This is a genomic window from Pseudalkalibacillus sp. R45 (assembly GCF_052246725.1).
GTDB lineage: Bacteria > Bacillota > Bacilli > Bacillales > Fictibacillaceae > Pseudalkalibacillus.
In genome coordinates this window covers 132,544-154,305 of sequence record NZ_JBQQCL010000006.1, presented here as the reverse complement: position 1 = coordinate 154,305, position 21,762 = coordinate 132,544, and the positions used below count along the sequence as shown (strand labels likewise).

At 41.7% G+C, this 21,762-nt stretch carries 22 protein-coding genes and 2 pseudogenes; 6 read left to right on the top strand and 18 right to left on the bottom strand.

Translation table 11 applies throughout. From position 1 onward, the window contains the following. Window positions 1-466 precede the first annotated feature (466 nt). The 3 genes and pseudogenes from ACTWQL_RS12755 to ACTWQL_RS12745 all read right to left on the bottom strand — a co-directional run bounded on the left by ACTWQL_RS12755 (window position 467) and on the right by ACTWQL_RS12745 (window position 2,824). Entirely contained in the window at window positions 467-1,315 is an 849-nt protein-coding gene (locus ACTWQL_RS12755; RefSeq protein WP_443142822.1) for an NmrA/HSCARG family protein, read from the bottom strand. Between the two features lie 185 nt (window positions 1,316-1,500). Then, a pseudogene (locus tag ACTWQL_RS12750) lies at window positions 1,501-1,658 on the bottom strand (helix-turn-helix domain-containing protein); the annotation flags it as partial. Further along, complete coding sequence (locus ACTWQL_RS12745; RefSeq protein ID WP_443142821.1) at window positions 1,646-2,824, bottom strand: ABC transporter permease; 1,179 nt, start codon at window positions 2,822-2,824, stop codon at window positions 1,646-1,648. The gene ACTWQL_RS12745 and the pseudogene ACTWQL_RS12750, both read right to left, overlap by 13 nt. Before the next feature lie 170 nt (window positions 2,825-2,994). Between ACTWQL_RS12745 and ACTWQL_RS12740 the strand changes: the two genes are divergently transcribed. Continuing rightward, window positions 2,995-3,600, top strand: a complete 606-nt coding sequence (locus tag ACTWQL_RS12740; RefSeq protein ID WP_443142820.1) for a TetR/AcrR family transcriptional regulator — start codon at window positions 2,995-2,997, stop codon at window positions 3,598-3,600. Window positions 3,601-3,740: 140 nt separating this feature from the next. Beyond that, window positions 3,741-3,887 carry a hypothetical protein gene (locus ACTWQL_RS12735; RefSeq protein ID WP_443142819.1) on the top strand — a complete coding sequence of 49 codons (147 nt, stop codon included), beginning with the start codon at window positions 3,741-3,743 and terminating at the stop codon, window positions 3,885-3,887. Window positions 3,888-3,999: 112 nt separating this feature from the next. Here ACTWQL_RS12735 and ACTWQL_RS12730 read toward each other — a convergent pair whose 3' ends face one another. From ACTWQL_RS12730 to ACTWQL_RS12720, 3 genes and pseudogenes are all read right to left on the bottom strand, one after another. Beyond that, the gene (locus tag ACTWQL_RS12730; RefSeq protein ID WP_443142818.1) at window positions 4,000-4,548 is read right to left on the bottom strand and encodes a DUF4871 domain-containing protein; all 549 of its coding nucleotides are present in this window, start codon (window positions 4,546-4,548) and stop codon (window positions 4,000-4,002) included. A gap of 11 nt (window positions 4,549-4,559) precedes the next feature. Continuing rightward, window positions 4,560-4,999: pseudogene (locus ACTWQL_RS12725) on the bottom strand (GNAT family N-acetyltransferase). 81 nt (window positions 5,000-5,080) lie between these two features. Then, window positions 5,081-5,674: a DedA family protein gene (locus tag ACTWQL_RS12720; protein ID WP_443142817.1), complete on the bottom strand. Its 594-nt coding sequence runs from the start codon at window positions 5,672-5,674 to the stop codon at window positions 5,081-5,083. A gap of 162 nt (window positions 5,675-5,836) precedes the next feature. On the opposite strand from ACTWQL_RS12720, the gene ACTWQL_RS12715 reads away from it, so the two are divergent. Continuing rightward, window positions 5,837-7,330 (top strand): M1 family metallopeptidase, encoded by a 1,494-nt coding sequence (locus ACTWQL_RS12715; RefSeq protein ID WP_443142816.1) that lies wholly within the window; start codon window positions 5,837-5,839, stop codon window positions 7,328-7,330. Between the two features lie 188 nt (window positions 7,331-7,518). Here ACTWQL_RS12715 and ACTWQL_RS12710 read toward each other — a convergent pair whose 3' ends face one another. The 5 genes from ACTWQL_RS12710 to ACTWQL_RS12690 all read right to left on the bottom strand — a co-directional run bounded on the left by ACTWQL_RS12710 (window position 7,519) and on the right by ACTWQL_RS12690 (window position 11,937). Then, a complete protein-coding gene (locus ACTWQL_RS12710) occupies window positions 7,519-7,851 on the bottom strand; it encodes a hypothetical protein (RefSeq protein WP_443142815.1) in 333 nt (110 codons plus the stop codon). Between the two features lie 132 nt (window positions 7,852-7,983). Beyond that, window positions 7,984-9,444, bottom strand: coding sequence for a catalase KatA (gene katA / locus ACTWQL_RS12705; protein WP_443142814.1), 1,461 nt, complete (start codon window positions 9,442-9,444; stop codon window positions 7,984-7,986). Between the two features lie 345 nt (window positions 9,445-9,789). Beyond that, window positions 9,790-10,584, bottom strand: a complete 795-nt coding sequence (locus tag ACTWQL_RS12700; protein ID WP_443142813.1) for an alpha/beta hydrolase — start codon at window positions 10,582-10,584, stop codon at window positions 9,790-9,792. A 26-nt stretch (window positions 10,585-10,610) separates the two neighbouring features. After that, window positions 10,611-10,928 carry a TIGR04104 family putative zinc finger protein gene (locus ACTWQL_RS12695; RefSeq protein ID WP_443142812.1) on the bottom strand — a complete coding sequence of 106 codons (318 nt, stop codon included), beginning with the start codon at window positions 10,926-10,928 and terminating at the stop codon, window positions 10,611-10,613. 160 nt (window positions 10,929-11,088) lie between these two features. Next, window positions 11,089-11,937, bottom strand: coding sequence for a DUF1206 domain-containing protein (locus ACTWQL_RS12690; RefSeq protein WP_443142811.1), 849 nt, complete (start codon window positions 11,935-11,937; stop codon window positions 11,089-11,091). A 139-nt stretch (window positions 11,938-12,076) separates the two neighbouring features. On the opposite strand from ACTWQL_RS12690, the gene ACTWQL_RS12685 reads away from it, so the two are divergent. Beyond that, window positions 12,077-12,652 (top strand): hypothetical protein, encoded by a 576-nt coding sequence (locus tag ACTWQL_RS12685; RefSeq protein WP_443142810.1) that lies wholly within the window; start codon window positions 12,077-12,079, stop codon window positions 12,650-12,652. A gap of 379 nt (window positions 12,653-13,031) precedes the next feature. On the opposite strand, the gene ACTWQL_RS12680 is transcribed toward ACTWQL_RS12685, so the two are convergent. The 3 genes from ACTWQL_RS12680 to ACTWQL_RS12670 are packed head-to-tail and all read right to left on the bottom strand — an operon-like array spanning window position 13,032 to window position 14,587. Continuing rightward, on the bottom strand, window positions 13,032-13,565 hold the full coding sequence (locus tag ACTWQL_RS12680; RefSeq protein ID WP_443142809.1) for a GNAT family N-acetyltransferase: 534 nt from the start codon (window positions 13,563-13,565) through the stop codon (window positions 13,032-13,034). 13 nt (window positions 13,566-13,578) lie between these two features. Then, window positions 13,579-14,163: an SCO family protein gene (locus tag ACTWQL_RS12675; RefSeq protein WP_443142808.1), complete on the bottom strand. Its 585-nt coding sequence runs from the start codon at window positions 14,161-14,163 to the stop codon at window positions 13,579-13,581. A gap of 10 nt (window positions 14,164-14,173) precedes the next feature. Next, window positions 14,174-14,587 (bottom strand): FixH family protein, encoded by a 414-nt coding sequence (locus tag ACTWQL_RS12670; RefSeq protein ID WP_443142807.1) that lies wholly within the window; start codon window positions 14,585-14,587, stop codon window positions 14,174-14,176. 186 nt (window positions 14,588-14,773) lie between these two features. On the opposite strand from ACTWQL_RS12670, the gene ACTWQL_RS12665 reads away from it, so the two are divergent. Next, on the top strand, window positions 14,774-16,429 hold the full coding sequence (locus tag ACTWQL_RS12665; protein ID WP_443142806.1) for a YecA family protein: 1,656 nt from the start codon (window positions 14,774-14,776) through the stop codon (window positions 16,427-16,429). A gap of 63 nt (window positions 16,430-16,492) precedes the next feature. Here the strand turns inward: ACTWQL_RS12665 and ACTWQL_RS12660 are convergent, their stop codons facing one another. From ACTWQL_RS12660 to ACTWQL_RS12650, 3 genes are all read right to left on the bottom strand, one after another. After that, window positions 16,493-18,046 (bottom strand): hypothetical protein, encoded by a 1,554-nt coding sequence (locus ACTWQL_RS12660; RefSeq protein ID WP_443142805.1) that lies wholly within the window; start codon window positions 18,044-18,046, stop codon window positions 16,493-16,495. Then, entirely contained in the window at window positions 18,027-18,188 is a 162-nt protein-coding gene (locus ACTWQL_RS12655; protein ID WP_443142804.1) for a hypothetical protein, read from the bottom strand. The genes ACTWQL_RS12660 and ACTWQL_RS12655 overlap by 20 nt, the downstream gene beginning before the upstream one ends. 256 nt (window positions 18,189-18,444) lie before the next feature. Then, window positions 18,445-19,269, bottom strand: a complete 825-nt coding sequence (locus tag ACTWQL_RS12650) for an MBL fold metallo-hydrolase (protein WP_443142803.1) — start codon at window positions 19,267-19,269, stop codon at window positions 18,445-18,447. A 255-nt stretch (window positions 19,270-19,524) separates the two neighbouring features. Between ACTWQL_RS12650 and ACTWQL_RS12645 the strand changes: the two genes are divergently transcribed. Next, window positions 19,525-20,130, top strand: a complete 606-nt coding sequence (locus ACTWQL_RS12645; protein WP_443142802.1) for a bifunctional 4-hydroxy-2-oxoglutarate aldolase/2-dehydro-3-deoxy-phosphogluconate aldolase — start codon at window positions 19,525-19,527, stop codon at window positions 20,128-20,130. 222 nt (window positions 20,131-20,352) lie between these two features. Here ACTWQL_RS12645 and ACTWQL_RS12640 read toward each other — a convergent pair whose 3' ends face one another. Next, window positions 20,353-21,594 carry an MFS transporter gene (locus ACTWQL_RS12640; protein ID WP_443142801.1) on the bottom strand — a complete coding sequence of 414 codons (1,242 nt, stop codon included), beginning with the start codon at window positions 21,592-21,594 and terminating at the stop codon, window positions 20,353-20,355. Between the last annotated feature and the right edge of the window lie 168 nt (window positions 21,595-21,762).

Here is a 21,762-nt window from a genome sequence, read left to right as displayed (position 1 = left end):
AGTATCCAGGCAATAAAACTCATTCCTTTCAATTGTTAAAGAAGTGCCTCCTTTAACGGAACAAAGGTGTAATCCAATAATGCCCCTCGAAATAGGCTTTCCCAAGGGGCGATAGAAGCTCTTCCAACCTTCGTACCGTTTTCGAAACGGTTGAATGGTCAACACCCCATGTCCGGCCGAGGCGGTTTTGTGACTGGCCATCCTGATCCCACTATTACATATCTAGAATTTCTTGGCCTTGCGCACAATCCTCTCTTACGAAGCATTTGTCCAGCCAATGCGTGGTGGGAACGTGCCAAAGAAAAAAATGGCAACACTAACCGGATACTGATCTGCCGCACTCAATTCCTTATTTTCTTTGTAATCTGATGCATTTCTTGTCTGTTCATAAGATACCCTTACCTTTTCTGTTGCTTAATAAAATCACACAACTATCGATTCATTATACATTAGCACCTTTTTCTTCTTAAACAAATGGATCCCATCCTGAATTTTTAACCCAGGTTGATAAATCAAGCAAATCGGGATGAACTTTACGTAGTGAAGGAATGTCAGCTTGATACCCATCAGTTTCTAACCATTCAAACATTTTATTTTTCTGAAATTGATCCCTGGCAGACTCCAAGACTTCACATGGCGTATCAAATACTTGACTAAACACTTTTGCCACTTCTGAAAGCGTCACTTCGTCCCCGGCAATTTCAATCGCCATTCCCTTGTATTTTTCCGGGTTGTTAAAGGCAATTGCAGCAAACGCCCCAATATCTTGCACCGCGATGATTTGTAATTTCGTATTCACATCCATAAATCCCTGTATCATCAATTTTTGTTCATGAACTTGACTAAATCCTATAAAGTTTTCCATGAAACCAGTTGGACGGAGAATCGTAAAAGGTAAACCAATAGCACGTACATATTTCTCAACTTGCCACTTTGTGTCAAAATGGGGAACCCCACTATCTCTTTCAGCGCCACCGGCCGAGCCATATATAAAATGTGAGACGCCGACCTGTTTGGCAACATCCGCTACTGTTTTCCCATGTTGGATCTCTTTTTCGGGATCCTTTGAATACAAAGGTTGTACACTATAAACACCGTAAACTCCCCGCATAGCTTCCAAGAGAGATTGCTGATCATCCATGTTCGCTTGAACGACTGTGGCGCCCTTTTTTTGCAGTTCTTGTGCAGCCGGTTGATTCGGGCGCCGCGAAACCGCGCGCACGGACCATCCATCAGCTAACAACTTCCTGGCAACTGCGCCTCCCTGTTTTCCCGTGGCACCCAACACTAAAATGGTTTTGTCTGAATTTGTCATATAGAAATCCTCCTTTTATTTTTTAATCCCAGCCTTATTGTTCCTTGAACTCTGAATAGACCATTTATGAAAATGATCTGTGGTCGAATTTTACCTCCCCCTAAAACTTAGGAGTTCAATGGCAAGTTTTGTTATTAATTTATTAATCCCTACTAAGAGATCTTCAATTTCAGAATAAGGAATGATTATCTGTACCCTTCCGATAGCTTTCTATATAATGAGGCTCTTGACACATTTGTAATTTCATAAATTTGATTTACAGTCATACCCCTCCTTCTTTATATAGCTTTACTGCATAATTCATTCCTGCGTGATTTTTTTGATATTTCTTTAATCTGCCCCTCTAGCAGGTTCTTTTACTTTCGATTGTTCTAACTTCTTAGCAGTAGGTTTCAGAACGGACAAGCTCATTACGAGCAGGCTGATGAGACCGGTATAGCCTAATATGCCAATGCCGTCGTTCAAAGGGTTTTTATCGAAGAACAGGATATCTTTGAACGCCTCTACGCTGAAACGGAATGGAATCCAATCATACAGCCAGCTCTTGGTGATGTCTGGCAACATTTCAGGCGGCAGGGTCAAGACCGGCATCGAGAAGAAGAACAAGAGTATGAAAATCGGTGCTGCTGCATATCCAATCCAGTTCAAGAACGCTCCATGAATGAAATAGAACATGAGACCGACGAAAAGCATTAGAATTAACATCCGGCCTTTGTAAGGGATCGCGACCTCCAGCACGTTGTTCGCCAACCAGAATACGAGACCCGTATTTCCGCTTACGAAAATGAATCCGCCAAGCAGTTGACTGACAAGAGACGTCAATCGTAAGCCGATCTTTTTAACCACTGTAAAAAGGATCATGGAACTGATGAATGTCGTCAGCCATATAATCTGGGTGAATACGGCTGGCGCGTTACCGTTTGCGGTATAACTTGGGACAGGATTCAGTTTCTCCGTTTTTACAGAGATGGGTTGTGCGAGCTGCTGGGCTTGCTCTACACTTAACGGCATCTGACGCTCCGACACTTGTGTATATAAATTGGTTTGGACTTGTTGGTTCAACTTTGCGATGATTCCATTAGCCACTTGCTCTCCGATTGTGGCAGCTGATTTGTTCAACCCCTCATTGATCAGAATCTCGACTTCAGCATTTTGCGGACTTGGACTTAATAGAGTAGGAATCTTTTGAGATAGATCGTTCGGAATGACAATAGAAGCATAGAAGTTCTTTTCATTCATCTCATTGATTGCTTTTTCCCGACTTTCCAGAATGGTCCATTCCACACTCTCATTGTCATTCTGCTTGATTTGCTCTTCTAACATTTCACCGAAGTTCAACTGCTCTCCTGTTGGGAGTGTCACACCTTCATCTTCCACGACGAGTGCTAACGGCATGTCTTTTGGTGTTGGATTGACGGTGGAACCCATGAATGAAAATGTAAAAATGGTGACAGCAATCAGGATTCCAGCGAACCCGCCCCAGAATAGCTTCTGCTTAAAGAAATTCATCCTATACACCCCCCTTAATAGACAAGTTTTTGATTAATTAACACTATGTTGTTTACAATGCCATTATAGAAGAATACAAGAAACATACAATAACCAATGTTTAACGATGTGTATGATAAACGACACCTGATTTAAATTTGTTGCGTATTTGATAAAAGAGGGATGATAAAATGGCTAAGAAAACAGACCTACGAGTAAAAAGGACGAGGAAACTCATTAACGAAGCATTCTTGAAGTTTATCCAAGAGAAGGGCTTTGACGCAATGACCATTCAAGACATCGCAGATGAAGCGTTAATCAACCGCGCAACTTTCTATCTTCACTATGATGACAAGTATGACCTTCTGGAAAAAATGAGTTCTGATGTCATCCAGGAATTGATCAGCGTCATCAATCCGCCTTTCGACCATGCAGATCAAGAAGTGAACATTGAGAGGTTAAAAGGCAGTGTCACCAATGTTTACCAATGTATACAAAAACATCAGATGTTCTATCAAGTCATGTTCGGTAAAAATGGAATCAATGGTTTCAGGAACAATTTAGAAGAAGTGATTCGTGATAAGTTCGACAGGCACATAAAAGAAATCGTGAAGGATCCGACCCAATTCCAAATCCCCAAAGATCTCCTTCTCCATTTCATCAGCGCTGCGTTCGTAGGTGTCATCCAATGGTGGTTAAACCAAGACGAGAAGCCTACACCTGAAGAGATGGCCAACCAGCTCTCCAAACTCATCACCCAAGGACCAATACAAACTGCCGGCTTCAAAATCGAATGATAGTATTTTTAAGAAAGACTCAGGTATCGTTTCAGAAGCATTGATAATCGTACAATCCTAAAAGGTGCCTAACACTTTCGCTGTTATGGTAAAATGAGGTAAAAGATGGGAAATGGGGTAAAATGATGGAGGTCTTCAAGGTGAAAGTGCTCGAAAATCGTGGTAGCTCTTATCAGATTCGAGCAGGGGAAGCAAATAGAAACAAAGAGGCTGCTTTGGATGATGGAAAGTATACAGAAACCAATCGGTGTTACCCGTTCACAATCTTGGTAGGTTATTCAAAATAATGGCCCCTTTTGTGGATTAAATATAGCAACCTCTTATTCCAGAAGCCTGCCCAATTACGGAATAAGCCAAAATACCACCCGTTAGTTGTCCATCCTTCACCTGACCTATTACCTATTCGACCTCGACCACAATATGATCGATGTAGTGATCTCCTAGAAATACGAGCAGTGCCCATTTTCCTGTCTCCGTCACTTCCATATTGGAGGGTAAATGTGCATCTGCACTATTGTTCGGTCCTGCCAATTCTGAAGTCGACCACATAAAGTAAGTATCTTCCCCATTACTTAAAACAGGTATAAAGGTATAAGGATCGTTTTCATTGATCGCTACAACAGACAATTTCCCTTCAAGTTGGCCACCCCAGAAATGCCACATGTATTTGTTCCCCTGGTTAGCAACAAATCCAGCATCAATGAAACCTACCTTATTTTCAATTCCCCTCATCCTATAAGTGCCGGCTTGAAACTCAGGAGAGACTTCCCAATTGATTTCTTCAATCATCTCTTCAGATACCTCTACCTCCAGCTCATCAATGATTTCGTGCTCATTCATGAATGCAGTACTAGGTTGAAGTGGGCTTCCGCTATAAAACGATAGGATACCTGTGACACCAAAAAATATGAAAATACCGAAAAATAACCAGACTAATTTCCTGCCCATAAACCCGCTCCTTATTTTAAAGTCTTGTACATCAGTTTATGTGGTCCGATCGGGGTATGTCGAATACGTAACCGATTGCTTTCAAGCCCATCTTTTCATAGTATTCACTCACCGTCGTACGAGCGTTGCACCACCAGACAACCGCACCGCGTCCGCGCAATTCTTTTTCAGCAGCCTCAATCAATGAACGCCCTGCACCTTGACCTCGGAACTTTTCCACTGTTGCCATCCCTCTCAACCTATATTGATTTTCTCCAGTGATCAGAGGATTGTTTTCGTGATAAAAGGACGCGACGCTAATCAACTCATCATTTGAAAAAGCCCCTAAATGAAAAGACTCTTCAGAAGCATCGCTAGCATAATTACATTCTTCTATCGTCTGTTGCGGCCGTAAAATCTTTTGTCTTAATTCATATGTAACTTCTGGCTTGATCAATCGTATTTTTAACATGACAGCATCACCTCAACCAAATATTAACATATTTATTCATATAAAAACCGTACAAGTTTCACCCTGCACGGCTATCTCCATCTATTCTTTTACAATGTCCTTGGTGGAACAGCTTTTCCTTTTATAATAGCGATACACGATAAACCCGCTGACAGCAAAACCGAGCGCAATGAACACATACATTTGAAATTCATCCAGAAAGCCTGTCACAGATTTCAGGTTGCCTGTACTTCCGAGCCACAGCATGGTTACGGTCCAGGGAAGGATACCAATGAGCGTGAGGATCGCAAACTTCCATCTATTCACCTTACTGACACCTGCCACATAGGAAATGTAATTCCCGAGACCGATCGGCCGTGTAAAAGCGATACTCCAAATCCCGCACTTTTGGAACCAGCGCTGCGCCCTCTCGATTTTACGAGCATTCGTCTTCTCTTTCAATTTATCCTCGAGCTTATATCCGATTCCATAAGGGATGAAACTGAACACAGTATAGACACCACTAGCAAGCATAGAATAAGAGAAAACCTCCGCAAGGGAAAGGTTGAGGAAGTATCCAAAGGTAAGAGTAACAAGCCCTCCTGGAAATGGAATGGATGATGCTTCTAACGCAAGGCTTGCAAGCAAACCCCAAACACCGAAATCTTTAATGAGTTGCACGACAAAATCAAACATAGAGTCTCCTTGTAAATCGGATATTTTAATCACGTAGTATACTAGTTCTTCCACATTTTTTGCCAATGAAACATTCTTTACTCATTTTGAAAAGGGAATTTCTTCTAGCTGTTGAAAATTATACTTAGATAAACATCAAAAAAGATGTATTTGGGGGTTTTTATGAAAAAGATATTTTGGGTGGTCGGTGTGTTGGCCCTGCTGTTAGGGGGAGGATTGTTTATTGCAGAAGATGGAACGGATCTCCTTTCTGTGTTCAGCTCCAAGCACGACCTTGACGATGTGAATACAACTTACGAGGTGGATGTTGAAGTCTTTCCTGATGAGAAAACGGCTAAAGCGACTATGAAAGTTTATACGAAGAACGATACCGGCAAGACTCTGGATAAAATCTATTTCCAGGTGCTCGGCAACAAGTTTCATGACCTCGACAAATTGACAAGTGACGCCTGGCGGGACTACTTAGGCCCAGCCCCTGAACCTGGCGGAATCGGTTTTACAAAAGTCACACTAGATGGTGCAGTCACTGATTATTCACTTGATGGTACAATGCTTGAAATCCCTCTTGAAAACTGGAAAGAGAACGAGACAATCGAACTTTCGATGGAATTCGATATCACCGTTCCGTTCAATGAAGGGATATTTTCCTACACCGAAAATAACATTTATTTTGCGAATTGGCTGCCTATCCGGGCGGTATATGAGGATGATGGATGGTATATGAACGAGTTTCACCCGATCGGCGACTCAGGTTACTATGAACCCGCGGATTATACTGTCAACGTCACCCTTCCGAAAGCGTACCAAATTGCAAGTACAGGTGTGGAGACATCTGAACCGACCGAATATGAAACGAAGAAAACCTATGAATTCGAAGCTAAAAAAGTCCGGGAATTTGCGATGTGTGTGATGGATCAGACGTATCAGGTAAAAAATGAGGAAGTCGATGGCATTACCATCCGAAGCTGGTATACACCTGATTCGGAGGAAGGCTTTGAAACCTATCACCGTGCTGCAGTGGAAGCTTTTCAGCATTTTGAAAAATCATTCGGTGACTATCCTTATGAAGAATTTGATGTGGTACCCGGACCTCGTACATTTTTGGGCATGGAATATCCAGGAATGACAGTCGTCAACAGTGATTATTATCAAACGGGAGAGGCGTTCTTCATCCCGACCATTGTGCATGAAATCGCTCACCAATGGTGGTATGCGGTTGTAGGGAATAACCCGATTGAAGCCCCCTGGCTTGATGAAAGTCTGACGAACTACTCAACGCTACAATTTTTAAAAGAGTATGAACCAGGTCTTGCGACTGAGCATGCGAAGCGATATGCAGACAAAACAGAACAATTGCCTGCACTCTCGAGGAAAGGCAACACCATTTCAAGTCCGACAACGGAATTTCAGGATAACGAGCTATACGCAGCACTTGTTTATGGAGTCGGTCCACAGATGTATTACAGCCTTGAAAAAGAGATTGGAATAGATAAAATAAACGAAGCACTCGCCCATTACTATAAACATAATCTATTCGAATTTGCTACAAAGGAAGACCTTCTTGCTTCCTTTAAAAAAGTAGTCGGACCTGAAACGGAAGATTACTTCAACCAATGGTTGGAGGGGAATCCGGTGGAGTGGGAAGAGTTTCAGTGAGGATTGTATGCACAGAAAGACGCGCCCTCAGCTTAATTAGAGGAAATCATTCTGGAGTATGATCACATCAGGAAATAGCATGTAAAACTCAGGGTTCATGGCTCTGAGTTTTCTTTTGTTTTAGTCTTTGTAGGGTTTCATTGTTGATTTCCACAATAATCTACTGGAAAAGCAATGGCCTTGATCCTCTACTGTCTGCTCAATCGTTCAATTTCTGATTCGACTCGATATACTCTTTTGTTTAATACTTCTGTTTTATTTTCTACATGATCTACAATCTTTTCTGTATAGGAACCCAAACTTTCAATAAGGTTCTTTTGTAATCTTGCTTGACCCACTTCTAATCTATGTTGCCCTTCTTTTAATTCATTCATATCTGTTTTCATTTCAACCATATCTGTTTTCATTTCAACCATATCTGTTTTCATTTCAGCCATATCTGTTTTCATCTCTTTTAGTTCATTCACATCTGTTTTCATCTCTTTTAGCTCATCCAATATTTGTTTTAAAACCTGTTCCATCATCTCACCTCCTTATCGAATATACCTTATTATAGCACCCATATTAGATAGGTTTCAGTATAAAGTTTATCTAAGCTGCATTTACTCCAGCAAAAAAAGGCGGCACGAATGCCACCCTTCTTCCACTACCTCTTATTTCACTTCTTGCGGTACTGCCAATTCGAGTCCTTTAGCGATTCTTTCACCGTATTCAGGATCGGCTTTATAGAAGTGCTGGATCTGACGGAGCTTGATGTCATCCGATTCAACACCTGACATCGCACCGACGATATTTTTCACAAGTCGTTCGCGCTCGCCTTCATCCATCAATCGGTAAAGATCACCGGCTTGAGTATAGTGATCATTATGATCGTAAGGAACACTTTCAGCTACACCTGAAACAGGAAATGCCGCTTGTTTATTTTCAGGAGATTCTCCTGGTCCGCCCTGGCTGTTCGGCTCGTAATAAACGGAACCTCCGCCATTGTCATCGAATCTCATTTGACCATCACGTTGATAGTTGTTCACTTCGTTCTTCGGCCGGTTGATCGGTAGTGCATTGTGGTTCGCACCTACACGGTAACGGTGTGCATCAGAATATGCAAACAGACGGCCTTGAAGCATTTTATCTGGAGAAACATCGATTCCTGGCACGAGTGTACCTGGTGAGAACGTTGCTTGTTCAACTTCTGCAAAATAGTTCTCCGGATTCTTATCCAACACCATTTTACCGACTTCGATCAACGGATAATCTTTTTGTGACCAGACCTTCGTGACATCGAATGGATCCAAGCGATACGTGTTTGCATCTTCCAACGGCATGATTTGCACGTAAAGCTTCCATTCAGGATAATCGCCATTCTCGATCGAATTGAAAAGATCCTCTGTATGGTAATCCGGGTTTTCCCCAGCAATCTTCGTCCCAACTTCTTCTGTCAGGTTCTTGATGCCTTGCTGTGTCTTGAAGTGATATTTCACCCAAACACCGTCTCCATCAGCATTGACCCATTTGAATGTATGGCTTCCGAAACCGTGCATGTGACGGTAGGTCGCGGGAATACCACGGTCCGACATCAAAATCGTCACCTGATGCAACGATTCAGGAGATAATGACCAGAAATCCCAAACCGCATTCGGGTTTTTCAAGTGCGTCTTCGGATGACGCTTTTGTGTATGGATAAAGTCCGGGAACTTGATTGCATCACGAATGAAAAAGACTGGCGTGTTGTTTCCAACCAGGTCGTAGTTCCCTTCTTCCGTATAAAATTTCACCGCAAAACCACGAGGATCACGAACGGAATCTGCAGAACCATTTTCCCCGGCAACAGTAGAGAAACGGACGAAAAGTGGTGTCTTCTTTCCTACTTCAGACAAGAAATCTGCTTTCGTGTGCTTACTTACATCATTGGTCACTTCGAAATAGCCATGAGCACCTGCGCCTTTTGCGTGGACAACACGTTCCGGAACACGTTCACGGTTGAAGTGTGCTAATTTTTCAAGGAGGTGTACATCCTGGATCAGCGTTGGACCACGCGAACCAGCAGTGATCGAGTTCTGGTTGTCCCCAACTGGCGCACCCCAGCTTGTCGTCAAATGATTCTTAATCTTACTCATTCTTTCATCACCTCATCTATAAATTGTGTACAAGACAAATGATACCACTTATCAAGAAAAAATCAATATCTTTTTATAATTATTATAATGTAATACCTGATACAAAGAAACTTTTGTGCTTGGGTCTTGTTGTTCCCTGTTGATAGAAATGAAAAAATGTACATATAACGGAAATCTGGAATATAAAGAAATGAGGCTGATAGTGATCAAGATGTATATGCAGTTATATCCAGAAGATTCCCGATCAGCTTTGCTTGTTTCTATTAACCGATTGATAAAGAGTACAACTCCTGTTAAAAAACGAAACACTGAACCGATCGTATTCATAGGTCCCTGTTGCTAGTTTCAAGATTGCACCTTCGTTTTCACTTTATCTTGGAGGATGAATCCAATGAAATCTGGAACACGTTTTTGGAAGGCGTTGTAGTTATGCCCCGCTCCACCTATTATTTTGAATGTTGTATTGGCCACCTTCTCTTCAAGCATCACATAAACGCGTCGATTCGACTCCAGGAACCCAGTATTGATATACTCATCATTCGTTTCCGTCGTGCCGCAGTCAAGATAAATCCCTTCGAGTTTGGAGAAATCCGCTTCTTTTATCAAAGATTCGATTTCTTCCTGGTTGCGCCAAAACCCTGAGGACAAACCTGCAATTTTTGTAAAAATGCTTGGGTAAGTGCAAACGGCATATGTAGAAATCAGCCCGCCCAAAGAAATTCCAGCCATCATAGTGCGATCCATGCTCGTTTTATACTTTTGATCGATGAGCGGTTTCAGTTCATTCACAATGAACGTGATGTATTCTTTCCCTTTACCGCCAAAATCACGATCATCACCAAAGTATGTTTTACAAAGCTCTCCGTTTGTCCAAGGACAATACTGATTGACCCTCTCTTCAAATGTTGACGGCTGATCAATTCCGATCACAATCAAATCAAAATTGTTCTCGTCTAAATAGTTTTCTAGTTCTAATGATTTACCACCAACCGCATCTTCATCCCGGAATACATTCTTCCCATCATGCATGTACAGGACTGGATAATGTTGGTCCGAACCGTCATAGGATTTCGGCAGGTAAACCCGTACCGTTCTTTCTTGATTGAATGGGGTCAGATTGATCAAAAAAGTTTCAAGCATCTAGAACTCACCTTCTATGTTTGTCATCACCAAAGAGGTTCTTCGGTGTTCGTCACTTCCAAATAAAACGGAGAAATGAAAATCATTGCAGCAAAAACACAAACATTCGATACATATAGTGCCATTGAAGGTACATCAATGAATAAAAAGTCTATCGCTGCCATTACACATAATAAAATGAATGGTACAAGGATTACATAACCAACCATATTTTTTCGTGTTTTTGCTGATATGTATTGGTCTTCTCCGCAATATGGACAACTCATCTTATTCGTGAACCGGAACTGTTTTGTAAAGGCTTGTCTCCATGTCCATTCATGATGGCAATTTTGACATGTCGGCATAAAACCACTCCTCTATGTATTAATTCTACGGCTATCTTCACACCTCCTTCCAATAACTGTTAAGAAGCGGTATTAAGTTCGTAAAACCAGGAACTGAAAAACCCATCCGAAATAAAAAAGAGTGCAACCCCCAGGCTTGAGGCTGCACCCTTCCTCCAAACTATTCGATTCTCATGTGTCTGCTCTTCCCTTTCCAAACCTGGAATACCCCGTATAAGAACAAACCTACAGCAACAACACCTAGCATGATTTGTCCGTATGGCTGCGAGGCGATTTTTCCTAACGCTCCGTCCAGTCCGATCATTTCATCTGGATTTGCTGTCCATGCCGTCACCACTAAAAAGAATCCGATGATGACGAAAGTAAACCCACGGGCCATCAACCCAAGTTTTCCAATCTTTTTTCCAACTCTCAATTCCTTTGAACTCATCTCATTTGTTTTGAACTTATGCGTGAACTTTTCTTTATGTCCTCTATGCATCTGTCTCAATCCAAAACCGACAATGATTACACCGATTATACCCACCAGCCATATTCCAAAGGGCTGGCTCATCAATTTTGCCGTATAGGTTTGCTGTGAACTTCCTGTATCGCCAGCATGCATCGCATACTTGAAGGCTTTGAGAGATAAACTGGCGTAGATCACTCCACTGATGAAATAACCGAGGCGGACTCCGATTCCTTTTGGACTTGTGCCTTTATTTTCTGGATCCATGAATGTTTGAATAATGCGCCAACAGACATAACCGATCAAACCTACCCCCACGATCCAGAGTAATACTTCTCCAAATGGTTTAATGGCAACAGATGCGAAGGTGCCGCTTGTATCAGATGTGCTGCCGCCGATTCCTGCGGCAGCCATCATTGAAAGGAGCCCGATAAGTATGTATACGGTCCCTTTTGCGAAATACCCAAATCGTGCAAATCCTTTGATCCAAGGTTTCACATCGTTACTTGCTTCTCTCCCTTTTTCGCTTGTTTTGATTTTTGCACGAATTGTGTCCATCATTCTAAAAAGCTCCCATCTTCTTCCATTGCCTTTAAATACCCCCGAACCACCAAAAGAAAACTTTAACCTAAAAATATTGAAAAAGGAGAATAGAATCGGAATAGGGAAATATTACAAATATAGAAAAGAGGGGATGGGAATGAAACGGATCAGCTTTTATTTCATTATGATGCTTTTTGTTCTTTTGAGCAGCGTTCCTACTTATGCAACCAGCTGGGTGGAATTATCACCTGAACAAGTTGAAAAAGATGCGGATATCATAGTCCTTGGTACATATGACTTTTCAGGTTTACCGATAAAGGGAAAAATGATTTTCGGTGGCTATGATTTCAATGTTCAAAAAGTATTCAAAGGTGATGCGGAGGAGATCATCACAGCTGGAATCGATGCTTTTGACAAAGGCTGGGTGGAAGAGTTCCAACAAGAAGGCGGGGGATTTTTGCTGTTTTTAGAGAAAAACGAAGGATTCCGCTTCCCGACACCAGTCGGCGGTCCAAATGGGATGATCCAAGTGAAGAATGGAAATGTCGTTAACGAAAAGGTCTATAAAAAGAATTTTTATGAACAACTCATGATGACTGGCTCCACAGCCCCCTCTCAAAATACAGATGGACCAGCTAAGTCATTTTTTCAAAGTGCTTGGCCGATCATCTCAGTAGTAGGTCTTGGCTTGTTGGTATTCCTTATTGTAAAAAATAGGCGAGGGAAAGCTTAATTCCTCACGAGAGCCAATTGCACTTTCCCGTAACGGACATCTTGAGCAATTTTGGAGGCATCTTGAGCAATTTCGAGGGCATCTTGTGCAATTTTGTAAAATAGACCCGACCCCTAACTTACTGACAGTTGGCTTTTGTGTTGATAAAAAGGAAGAATTGCTCGCAATTCTTTCCATATTTGAATGTGTTTAGATGTGTAATTCAAAGGACATCTTGAGCAATTGTAAGGTCAATAGGAGTTGCCTGATTTTCTATTTATTTACAAAAATAGCGGACGCCAGCACCGAAAATTAGCTGCTTTGTTCACAAAAAACGGCTCTGGTGTCCGTTAATTTTTCAGCCCAGCCCATCGTTATCAAAAAAACAGCCTAGTCATCACTAGACTGCTGAAAAAGCATCGGGATATTGCACTGTACCTTCGATTCCGTCCAATGTACCAGATACTGCTTCATAGACCATGAACGCTTCATCCGGTACTTCGAACGGAGGATGAATCCCTTTCGTACTGGCACGGACAAAACCGAATCTTGGATAAAATTTCGAATGGCCGAGAACGACCACGGAACCGAAACCTGCCTCGACGCACCGTTTAAGCCCCTCTCGTACCAATGCAGAACCGACACCGTTGTTTTGCCAGTCCGGTTTTACAGCCATAGGTGCAAGAGCTAGCGTTGGTTCCCTTCCGCCACCTGTTTTTATATAGATTCTGCTGAATAATATATGCCCGATCACATCACCACCATCTGTATCGGCAACCAGAGACAACACTGGAATAAACGCATCCGACCGCCGAATCCCCTCGATCAATCTGGCTTCATTTTCTTGCCCGAACGCAAGGTCATTCACTTCTTTTATCTTAGGAATATCAGTTTTCATGTTCAGCTCTGATCTTGTACAACCTCGTCTCCCCATTTCATAGCTTCCCTTATTGTTGAAGTGCTTTTATGTCTTGAATCACTGTTTTATCATCTTCGTCTGATCGATTCGTCCCACTATAACGGGTTACAACAGTGCCGTTTTGATCTACGAGGTAAAAAGAGGTCCCGTGGGACACCTGGTCGGAAGCAGATGTTTTCTGGACAGCCGCTTTAAAGCTTTCTTCGGTAAATGCTTCGATTTCTCCTTGTTCATAACCGGTTAAAAAATGCCAGTTGGAAAAATCAGCATGATGCTTTATTCCGAATTCTTTCAATTTTTTCGGTGTATCTACCTCAGGATCCACACTGAATGACACGATCTGTACGTCCTCCAGTCCTGCTTTTTCAATATTCTTCTGAAGATTGGCCATGCTGTTCGTCATCGGCGGGCACACCGTGTTGCAGCTTGTGAAGATGAAATCAACAACCCACACCTTTCCCTTCAAATCTTCCAAACTGACTGTCTCACCGTCCTGGTTTGTATAATTGAATGATTGGACTTCGAAGTTGAAATCATCTGGTTTTTCCAATTTCTCTTCTCCACAAGCTGCTAAAACCATCATCATACAGATGAAACCAAATATTTTTTTCATAAGAACACCTCTATTCGTTGCTGACAATTACTTTTTTCATTGGCATGGTATGCATGTCTCGTGCCGTTACATGGGTCTGGACAACATATTCGCCTTCTTGTTCAAAAGAGTGCTTAACTGAATAAACGCCGTTTCCTTCATTTTCAGCTTCAAGAATGATGCTGTTTTCCTTGGCACCTTCCATCCATATCTCAAACTCGACTTCTTCTGCATCTTCGACTTTTTCATCCCCTTGAATCACGACAGCCTCGAAGCGACCAGTTTCACTTTTAGTAAGTGTAGCAGGAACATCGAGATGGACTTCCAACATTTCAGGTGTAGCTTCTTTCTTTTCCTTATGCTCCGAATGTTGTTCACGATCACCGCAAGCTGTCAGCGCAACAACCACAATCAAAAACGGAATCCACCAGTTCATTTTTTTCATATGTCTATCCTTCCCTATTGATCATTTATAGTGTTAACGTCCTTGCTTCCATTCTAAACCCACTGACCTTAAGAAATGTGTGAAGATTTAGAGAAGATTTTTTACCAAAACCTTCATGGAGGAATCCTTTTTCACTAGTAACCTTTCATGATAGTATTTTAATTAGCAGAGTAAGGAGGTCCCCTTATGAAAACAGTTGGCAGGAACGATCTTTGCCCTTGTGGAAGCGGAAAAAAATACAAGAAATGTTGTCTCGAAAAAGAGGATAATGTCATCGATTTCCTTCACGAAAAGAACCAGCGTGAATTCATTGGACTTTATGATAGGTTGATGGAGTATACCGTTCTTGAAAACGAGTCATTGAAAACTATTTTGTTGGAAAGGATCGATATTCCTTCTTTCCAAAAAGACCATATCCAATATATCCTTGAAGCAGCTTATAGCTGGAGCGCATTTCATATACCTGTCTCTGGTGAAGAGACGCCAGCAGAGCTTTTTCTTAAAAATACTAGACTATCAAATGAGGAACGTGAGGTGGTTGAAGAATGGCTCCAATGTAAACCATCTCTCTATCGGGTAGAAAATCATACGAACAATCAATGTACGTTAGTCGATCCAATCCAACCTGAAGAAAAGCACGTCGCAGAATTAGAAAATATTCCAGATGGTCCGCCTTTGGATGATTATTATTTGATTGGTACATTACTCCCTTTCAAAGAAAAGCTTTTTATCAATGGACCGCCGATTTTGGTACCGTTTCATGTCATAGGAGAGCTTACAGAAAAAATATGCTCGATTGATCCACAATTGCCTCCGCAAATAAACCTTGTAGATTATTATCCTGAGATTATCCAGGAAGGGTTCAAACTGATGTATGGGCTGGAGCAATCGGATGAGTTCGATGAATATGATGCTGATCTCACTCCGTTGGAAGCAGAGGTTTGGGAATGTTTTGAACGGAACACACCAGGGATGTTTACAGAAGAAGGAATGAGTATCTTATACAAGCTTTGGGTTGATTATTGCACCTACATGTTTCCGCATATCACGAAGCCTGAGTCCTATGCGGCAGGATTGGAATATGTCGCACATACGTACTTTGAAGAACGTCGGGTCACCCAAAAGGAGCTCTCCAAGAAATATGGCGTTGCTGCCCCAACGATTTCAACACGAAGCCGTTCATTCATTGAGTTCATGGAAGAAATCAAACCTGAAATCGATAACAACCCTTCATTATTAGAAGACTTGGACGGGGAGTTCGATTTGGAAGAACAGGCAGGGTTCTTTTTTGATATCATGATCAAAGAACAAGAAAAGCTCGGTCTTGATTTCATCAATGAAAACAAAGGGCACTTGTGGATGGTTATGGAAGCACGACCGTATATGACTGCGAAGTTCAATTATGCTCAATGTGAATTGAATTTGAAAGAACGGGACTTTGCACTTGATTTACTGAGAGAACTCCTTGAGGAAAATCCGATGGATAATCAAGGTGTCCGCTACGTCCTCCTCCCTAATTTGATCGAAGATGGGCTGTATGAAGAGGCGCGGCAACTGATCAAAGAATATGAGGAAGTTACAGCAAACTTCGCATTCAACAAAGCACTTTTGGAATACAAAGAAACGAGGAACTTTGATAAGACATTGGAATTATTGAAAGAAGCCCATTCAACCAATCCGCATGTAAAGGAATTCATGCTTAAGCGCAAAAATCTCCCTCCAGAACCCCCTGCTTATATTGGGATCGGCGACGAAAACGAAGCAATCGACTATGTCATGAACCACTTAGAAATCTGGATGGATGAGGAACCACTGGTCGCGCTGCTCGCTCAAGTTGAATAATGTGCAAAGCTAATAAAACCAATAGTAACTGTATTATGATCAGCTCTATTGGTTTTTATTTCATCATGTGTTGAATAACTTCCTGCCATTTAGTGTGTCTTGCAATCTCGTAAAGGTGTGGGGTTCGCCGCAAAGGCGCTCAACTCGTTCTTGCCAGGTATACAACTGGTTTGGTTCAATGTATTTTTCAAGAAGTTCTTGAAACACATCAGCCTTTCCATAAAGACTCTTAATCTTGAATTTATTTCGAATCATATCGCGGATTGACAAGGCAAAGTTATAATCCTGGAAAAAAGCAGGATTCTCGACATAGAACATTTCACTTGCCGGATGGAACGTTTCCCCCTCATACCCGAATACATACTTATAACATTCCGCTGCAATCTCTTCGAACCTTCGCTCAGGTTTTTTATACATTTCATATTCGACCAGGCTGTAATAATAATTCATTTTCACCATATTCAAATTCAACAAATGATCCGCTTCCTCAATCTGAGCATACTCTTCTTCACGAAGATCGAAGTTTTTCTTCAGAAATGCTTGATCCGTGATGATCGTTTGGAATAATTCGGCTACACCTTCTGCTGCAATACTCGAATAAAAACGATAAAGCTCTGGATATTGGAAAGAGCTGTAATGGCCATCAATTGCATGACCCATCTCATGAATTCCCGATAGAAATACAGAATACGAATCCCTTTTGTTGAAGACCAGTTTGATTTCCTTCGGATTGATATTGATGCAGAAACCGCCGTAGGGAATCTCCAAGCCCTCAATTGATACAGGAATTTGATGCAAAAGTAAACCTACACTGTTTGCTGCATCACTTAATATCTCTTTCATTCGATTTGAATCAAAGGGAATTGTCTGAAGCTGGTGAAAGTTGAAGGTTGAATAATATTGGTCATACTGATGGATCGTTTTCCAACCGAATTTTTCTTTTATTCTCTTATCCCAGTAACGAGAGGAGTCTGCTGATTTTTCTAATAGAATGTCCATTTCCGTTATGTAAGCTTCAATGTCTAGTTCTTTAAGACTGCACCTGAAGGAATAATAGTTTGAATATCCATGACGCTTCGCAAGTTTATTCCGTTTCTGGATCAACGTTCTGAATAAACCCTCATTCTCTCTACCTATTCTTTTGGATTCTAGTAAAAGTTTCTTTCGAAGTCCGCGGTTCGGATTTTCCATAATTGTTGAATGAACCGTACCGAGATTATATTCATTTCCGCTTACACTAAACGTACTCTCCATAAGGTTCGATTGCAGTCTATTTTGTATGTCAACAAGTTCGGGATGACTGTCCAACGCTTCTTGTGTCATCTTGGTCAGAAAAACATGAAGGCGTCTTTGCCACACTGGATCATCTTTTAAAACTTCTTTCCAGTAGGATAAGTTAGCTTTCAAGAACTCGTTCGTCATCAATTCATGCTTGATCCTTTGGATGTCATCGATCCTTGGATCTTGCTCACCCTTAGCGTACATCTTGTAATAGATCCGCTCCTCTTCCTGGTAAAGCTGATCCAGTTTCTCGACCTCCTCGGTATATGCTTTCTTCCATTCATCTACAGGTTTACTATCAATTAAGCGTTCAAAATCAAGTTTCATGAAAATCATGATAGAAAGATAACAGTGTTTGATGCATTTCTCTCAACGTGATTAATATTAAAAATAACATCATGAAGCTTGCAATTTCTCCGGTAAAAAACGAGATAACAGCGATCACAACAACCCAGAAATAGAACATTGTCTTATCCATATGACCTTCCTCTCTATGAGATGATTCCTCCTGAACCAGTTCCTTTTTATGGAATTATATAGAATTTCCATATCCCCATTACAGAATCCTTCAACAAAGTAGAATCAGCAAGACAGGATATGCAGAAAAATAAGGGTAAAACAGTAAAAACGACCCCTTTTTAAAGAAAGAATGGGATCGTTTTTTCAATTATTGTTTGTTTAGGATGCAGTAATCAAGCGTTGTGGATCTAAGAATGCCATAACACTTCGTTGATTCACGTATTGAACAGCTTTCCTTCAATCGCATCTACATAGCGTCGTGCCGATCGCTGCACCGCTTCGTTCGCTTCAGTGCTCACGATTTTAAGGAAGGCACTGTAGATCCGGTCAAAAGCCAAACTATGCACTTTTTCTGCAATCTCTTTCACTTTCCTTGCTGGCAGCGGGATCTGGTTTGGATAACTGTACATGAAGCTGACCCAGTTCTGATCCGCAACCACCTGAATGATGTCCCCGGTCAATAAGATTCCTTTCCCACTGTTTCCATCGGGCCAATGCAGAACCGCACCTCCTTTAAAATGACCGCCGAGACGTTGGAGAGTTATCCCAGCTTCAAGCGGCAGCTCTTCGCCTCCCCAAAATTCAATCCGCTCACTCGGTTCCATCACCCATTGCCGATCGTCTTCATGGATATAAATTGGAGCGTCAAAGGTTTCAGCCCAATCTCCCTGCGTTGAATAATAATGGGGGTGTGACAAAGCAATCGCGTCAATTCCTCCAAGGTTTTCAATCGTATCGATCGTCTCTTGGTCCAAATACGTGATGCAGTCCCACAAAATGTTGTAGCCATTTTGACGAACTAGGTAAGCCGTCTGTCCGATTCCGAAACTCGGTGTGGTGGTGATGCTGTACAGGTTTTCCTCTTCCTGCTTGATTTCATTCCGATAAGCACCGCTCTCGACCATCGATTGGAGCGTCGTCCATTCCTGCCCAGTCGGATTAACGTACTGCCGCTCCTCCTGGCATATCGAACAATTTTCAGGTGCATGGTCACTTTCCGGATATTGCACTCCGCATGTCGTACAAATGTATTTCATCATGTTCTCTCCTTTTATCACACTTCTTACCTTTATCTTAATCAAGCAAACAAAACCAAGAAACGAACAAAAGATTGAAACTGACGTACAACTTTGGATGTATTCCTATCAGAAAAATGTTGATATAGTTTTAAAAACCATCCAATTCGGGAAAACCTACAATAAGTATCCAAAAATACCCTTTTCCCATCTGTCTTGATAGGCATTTGCGTGAAAAGGTTTTTCGTATATATATATCTTTCAATCGAGGTGATCCTGATGTTGAATGAACTTAAAGAGGCGAAAGTCATTCCCGTTTTGCGGAACATGCCGGATGATGATCTGACAGACATCGTGCAAGCCCTTGTAGATGGTGGTGCCAAAGCAGTTGAAATCACGTTGGACGAGCCGAACGGCGTAGCAAAAATCAAAAAACTCAAGAAGGAATTCCCTGATCTGTTGGTTGGTGCAGGTACCGTATTTTCCATTGACGATGCGGAAGATGCCATCAAGGTGAAAGCTGATTTTCTAATCTCGCCGATCATGGTAAAAGAAGTCCTTCATTTTGCGAATAACCGCCACACGTTGTTCATCCCTGGGGTTTTCACACCTACTGAAATGGTCCATGCAACCATCCAAGGAGCATCAATGGTCAACATCTTTCCAGCCTCCGCTCTTGGACCAGAATTCATTGCATCCGTATTGGAACCGTTTGAAGATATCCCGCTCATGTGTTCAAGTGATGAAAACGTTGCAGATTATATGAAAGCCGGAGCAGAAGTGATCCGAATCGACCGCAACCTGATTACTGATCAAAACCTCGAAAACAAAGAATGGAACCTGATCAAAGAACGTTTTCACGAATATGTGAGACAGGTCCACTAAGGAAAGCTCCGTGTTATAGCTGCACAAATGTCCGTGAATAGTGTTTAAAACAAAATCGAATGAGCCACTGGGCAGAAGGACTGTGGAAGTGTCCCCCCGCCATAGTCCTTTTCCACGTGCAAACAAACGCCTGCTTTCCCTACAAGATTCCAAGTATAAAAATCAAAAACAGTGTTCAAAAACCGCATCTGGTAAGATACGGTTTTTTATGAGCTTCTTATATCAAATCTTCGAAGGCTGTACTGTTTCTTCTAATTTACTGGCTGCAATCAATCCTGCAAGGAAAGGAATCAATGCAACTAGCCCCATCGCCCAGTTGACATTTAAGAAATCAGTTAAAACCCCAGCCATTATGGCGCCAAAAGCATACCCAGCATCCCGTAAAGATCGATAAATGCCAAGAGAGGAAGCTCGCCAATCAGGATGGGCAACATCACTTATCGAAGCAATGAGTGTCGGATACACCATAGCTGTTCCAACACCTAACAGAACTGCTCCAATCAACCATAATGTATAGCCTTCAACGAGCAGGATCCACCAGATAGACAGAGCCTGGAGCCACATGCCCAATGTAATCATCCATTTCCGGCCAAAACGGTCACTCATTGGACCTGTAAACAGTTGGAAGAACCCCCATGCTGCAGGATAAATCGCAACAATGATACCAATCTGGCTAACGGAAAGTCCGACGGAAGAGAAAAATAGAGGAAATAAGCCCCACGCCATACCATCTTTTAAATTCGTTGAAAGACCGGCGAAGCTACTACTGAATAAATTCTTATCTTTCCATAACGTCTTTTTAAATACGGCTTTGGTTGAAAGATGATGATCCTTTTTCCCTTTGTAGGATTTGGATTGCAATTTCAAATGTGCATCCGTATCTTTTACAATAAGCGATAGGAGAATCCCAACAAGTGCAATGGCTATACCTAAATAAAACGGTTCTGGCCGTAATGAAAATGTTGTGGCAAGATAGCCAGAAACCATTGCGGTCAACGCGACGCCAGAATAACCGGCAAATTCATTCAGTCCAACTGCCAATCCTCTCTCTTTATCTTTCACTAAATCTACCTTCATATTGACTGTCATCGACCAAGCCATTCCCTGATTAACTCCTAACAAAATGTTAGCTACGATAATGACCCACCATGCCTGAGCGAAAATGACCAAAACAGGAACAAAAAGCCCGATGATCCAGCCATATAATAACACTTTCTTTCTTCCGATCTTATCTGAAATCGTACCGGCAAAAAAGTTCATAATCGCTTTTGAAAAACCGAAGCTCACTATAAATGAAAGGGCTGCACTCGTTGAGACAAGTCCAAAAGTTTCTTCCCCAATAATCGGAAGAATTGTCCGTTCAAGACCGACCATCGATCCGACGAACAAATTTAATACAACGAGTAAGGAGAACTGCAGTATATTCTCTTTTAAACCAATAGCTAACGCTTTGTTGTTGTCCATACCTGTTCCTCCAAATAACAAGAGAACCTGAAAACAATCAGGTTCACCTTATCGTTATTATTAAGATCGTTCAGGGTCAAGTCCCATATTTCTTGCTCTTATCCGTTCAAAGTCTTCTGGTTGTTCAGGTAAATCATTCAGCATAAATTGTTCAAACTTACGCTTATC

Coding starts and splice junctions, on each gene's coding strand:
- ACTWQL_RS12715 (WP_443142816.1), top strand. CDS start 5,837: ATGAAAAAGATATTTTGGGTGGTCGGTGTGTTGGCCCTGCTGTTAGGG.
- ACTWQL_RS12695 (WP_443142812.1), bottom strand. CDS start 10,928: ATGCCGACATGTCAAAATTGCCATCATGAATGGACATGGAGACAAGCC.
- ACTWQL_RS12685 (WP_443142810.1), top strand. CDS start 12,077: ATGAAACGGATCAGCTTTTATTTCATTATGATGCTTTTTGTTCTTTTG.
- ACTWQL_RS12710 (WP_443142815.1), bottom strand. CDS start 7,851: ATGGAACAGGTTTTAAAACAAATATTGGATGAGCTAAAAGAGATGAAA.
- ACTWQL_RS12675 (WP_443142808.1), bottom strand. CDS start 14,163: ATGAAAAAAATATTTGGTTTCATCTGTATGATGATGGTTTTAGCAGCT.
- ACTWQL_RS12700 (WP_443142813.1), bottom strand. CDS start 10,584: ATGCTTGAAACTTTTTTGATCAATCTGACCCCATTCAATCAAGAAAGA.
- ACTWQL_RS12655 (WP_443142804.1), bottom strand. CDS start 18,188: ATGGATAAGACAATGTTCTATTTCTGGGTTGTTGTGATCGCTGTTATC.
- ACTWQL_RS12740 (WP_443142820.1), top strand. CDS start 2,995: ATGGCTAAGAAAACAGACCTACGAGTAAAAAGGACGAGGAAACTCATT.
- ACTWQL_RS12720 (WP_443142817.1), bottom strand. CDS start 5,674: ATGTTTGATTTTGTCGTGCAACTCATTAAAGATTTCGGTGTTTGGGGT.
- ACTWQL_RS12690 (WP_443142811.1), bottom strand. CDS start 11,937: ATGATGGACACAATTCGTGCAAAAATCAAAACAAGCGAAAAAGGGAGA.
- ACTWQL_RS12755 (WP_443142822.1), bottom strand. CDS start 1,315: ATGACAAATTCAGACAAAACCATTTTAGTGTTGGGTGCCACGGGAAAA.
- ACTWQL_RS12665 (WP_443142806.1), top strand. CDS start 14,774: ATGAAAACAGTTGGCAGGAACGATCTTTGCCCTTGTGGAAGCGGAAAA.
- ACTWQL_RS12730 (WP_443142818.1), bottom strand. CDS start 4,548: ATGGGCAGGAAATTAGTCTGGTTATTTTTCGGTATTTTCATATTTTTT.
- ACTWQL_RS12670 (WP_443142807.1), bottom strand. CDS start 14,587: ATGAAAAAAATGAACTGGTGGATTCCGTTTTTGATTGTGGTTGTTGCG.
- ACTWQL_RS12640 (WP_443142801.1), bottom strand. CDS start 21,594: ATGGACAACAACAAAGCGTTAGCTATTGGTTTAAAAGAGAATATACTG.
- ACTWQL_RS12645 (WP_443142802.1), top strand. CDS start 19,525: ATGTTGAATGAACTTAAAGAGGCGAAAGTCATTCCCGTTTTGCGGAAC.
- katA (WP_443142814.1), bottom strand. CDS start 9,444: ATGAGTAAGATTAAGAATCATTTGACGACAAGCTGGGGTGCGCCAGTT.
- ACTWQL_RS12680 (WP_443142809.1), bottom strand. CDS start 13,565: ATGGGGAGACGAGGTTGTACAAGATCAGAGCTGAACATGAAAACTGAT.
- ACTWQL_RS12745 (WP_443142821.1), bottom strand. CDS start 2,824: ATGAATTTCTTTAAGCAGAAGCTATTCTGGGGCGGGTTCGCTGGAATC.
- ACTWQL_RS12660 (WP_443142805.1), bottom strand. CDS start 18,046: ATGATTTTCATGAAACTTGATTTTGAACGCTTAATTGATAGTAAACCT.
- ACTWQL_RS12650 (WP_443142803.1), bottom strand. CDS start 19,269: ATGATGAAATACATTTGTACGACATGCGGAGTGCAATATCCGGAAAGT.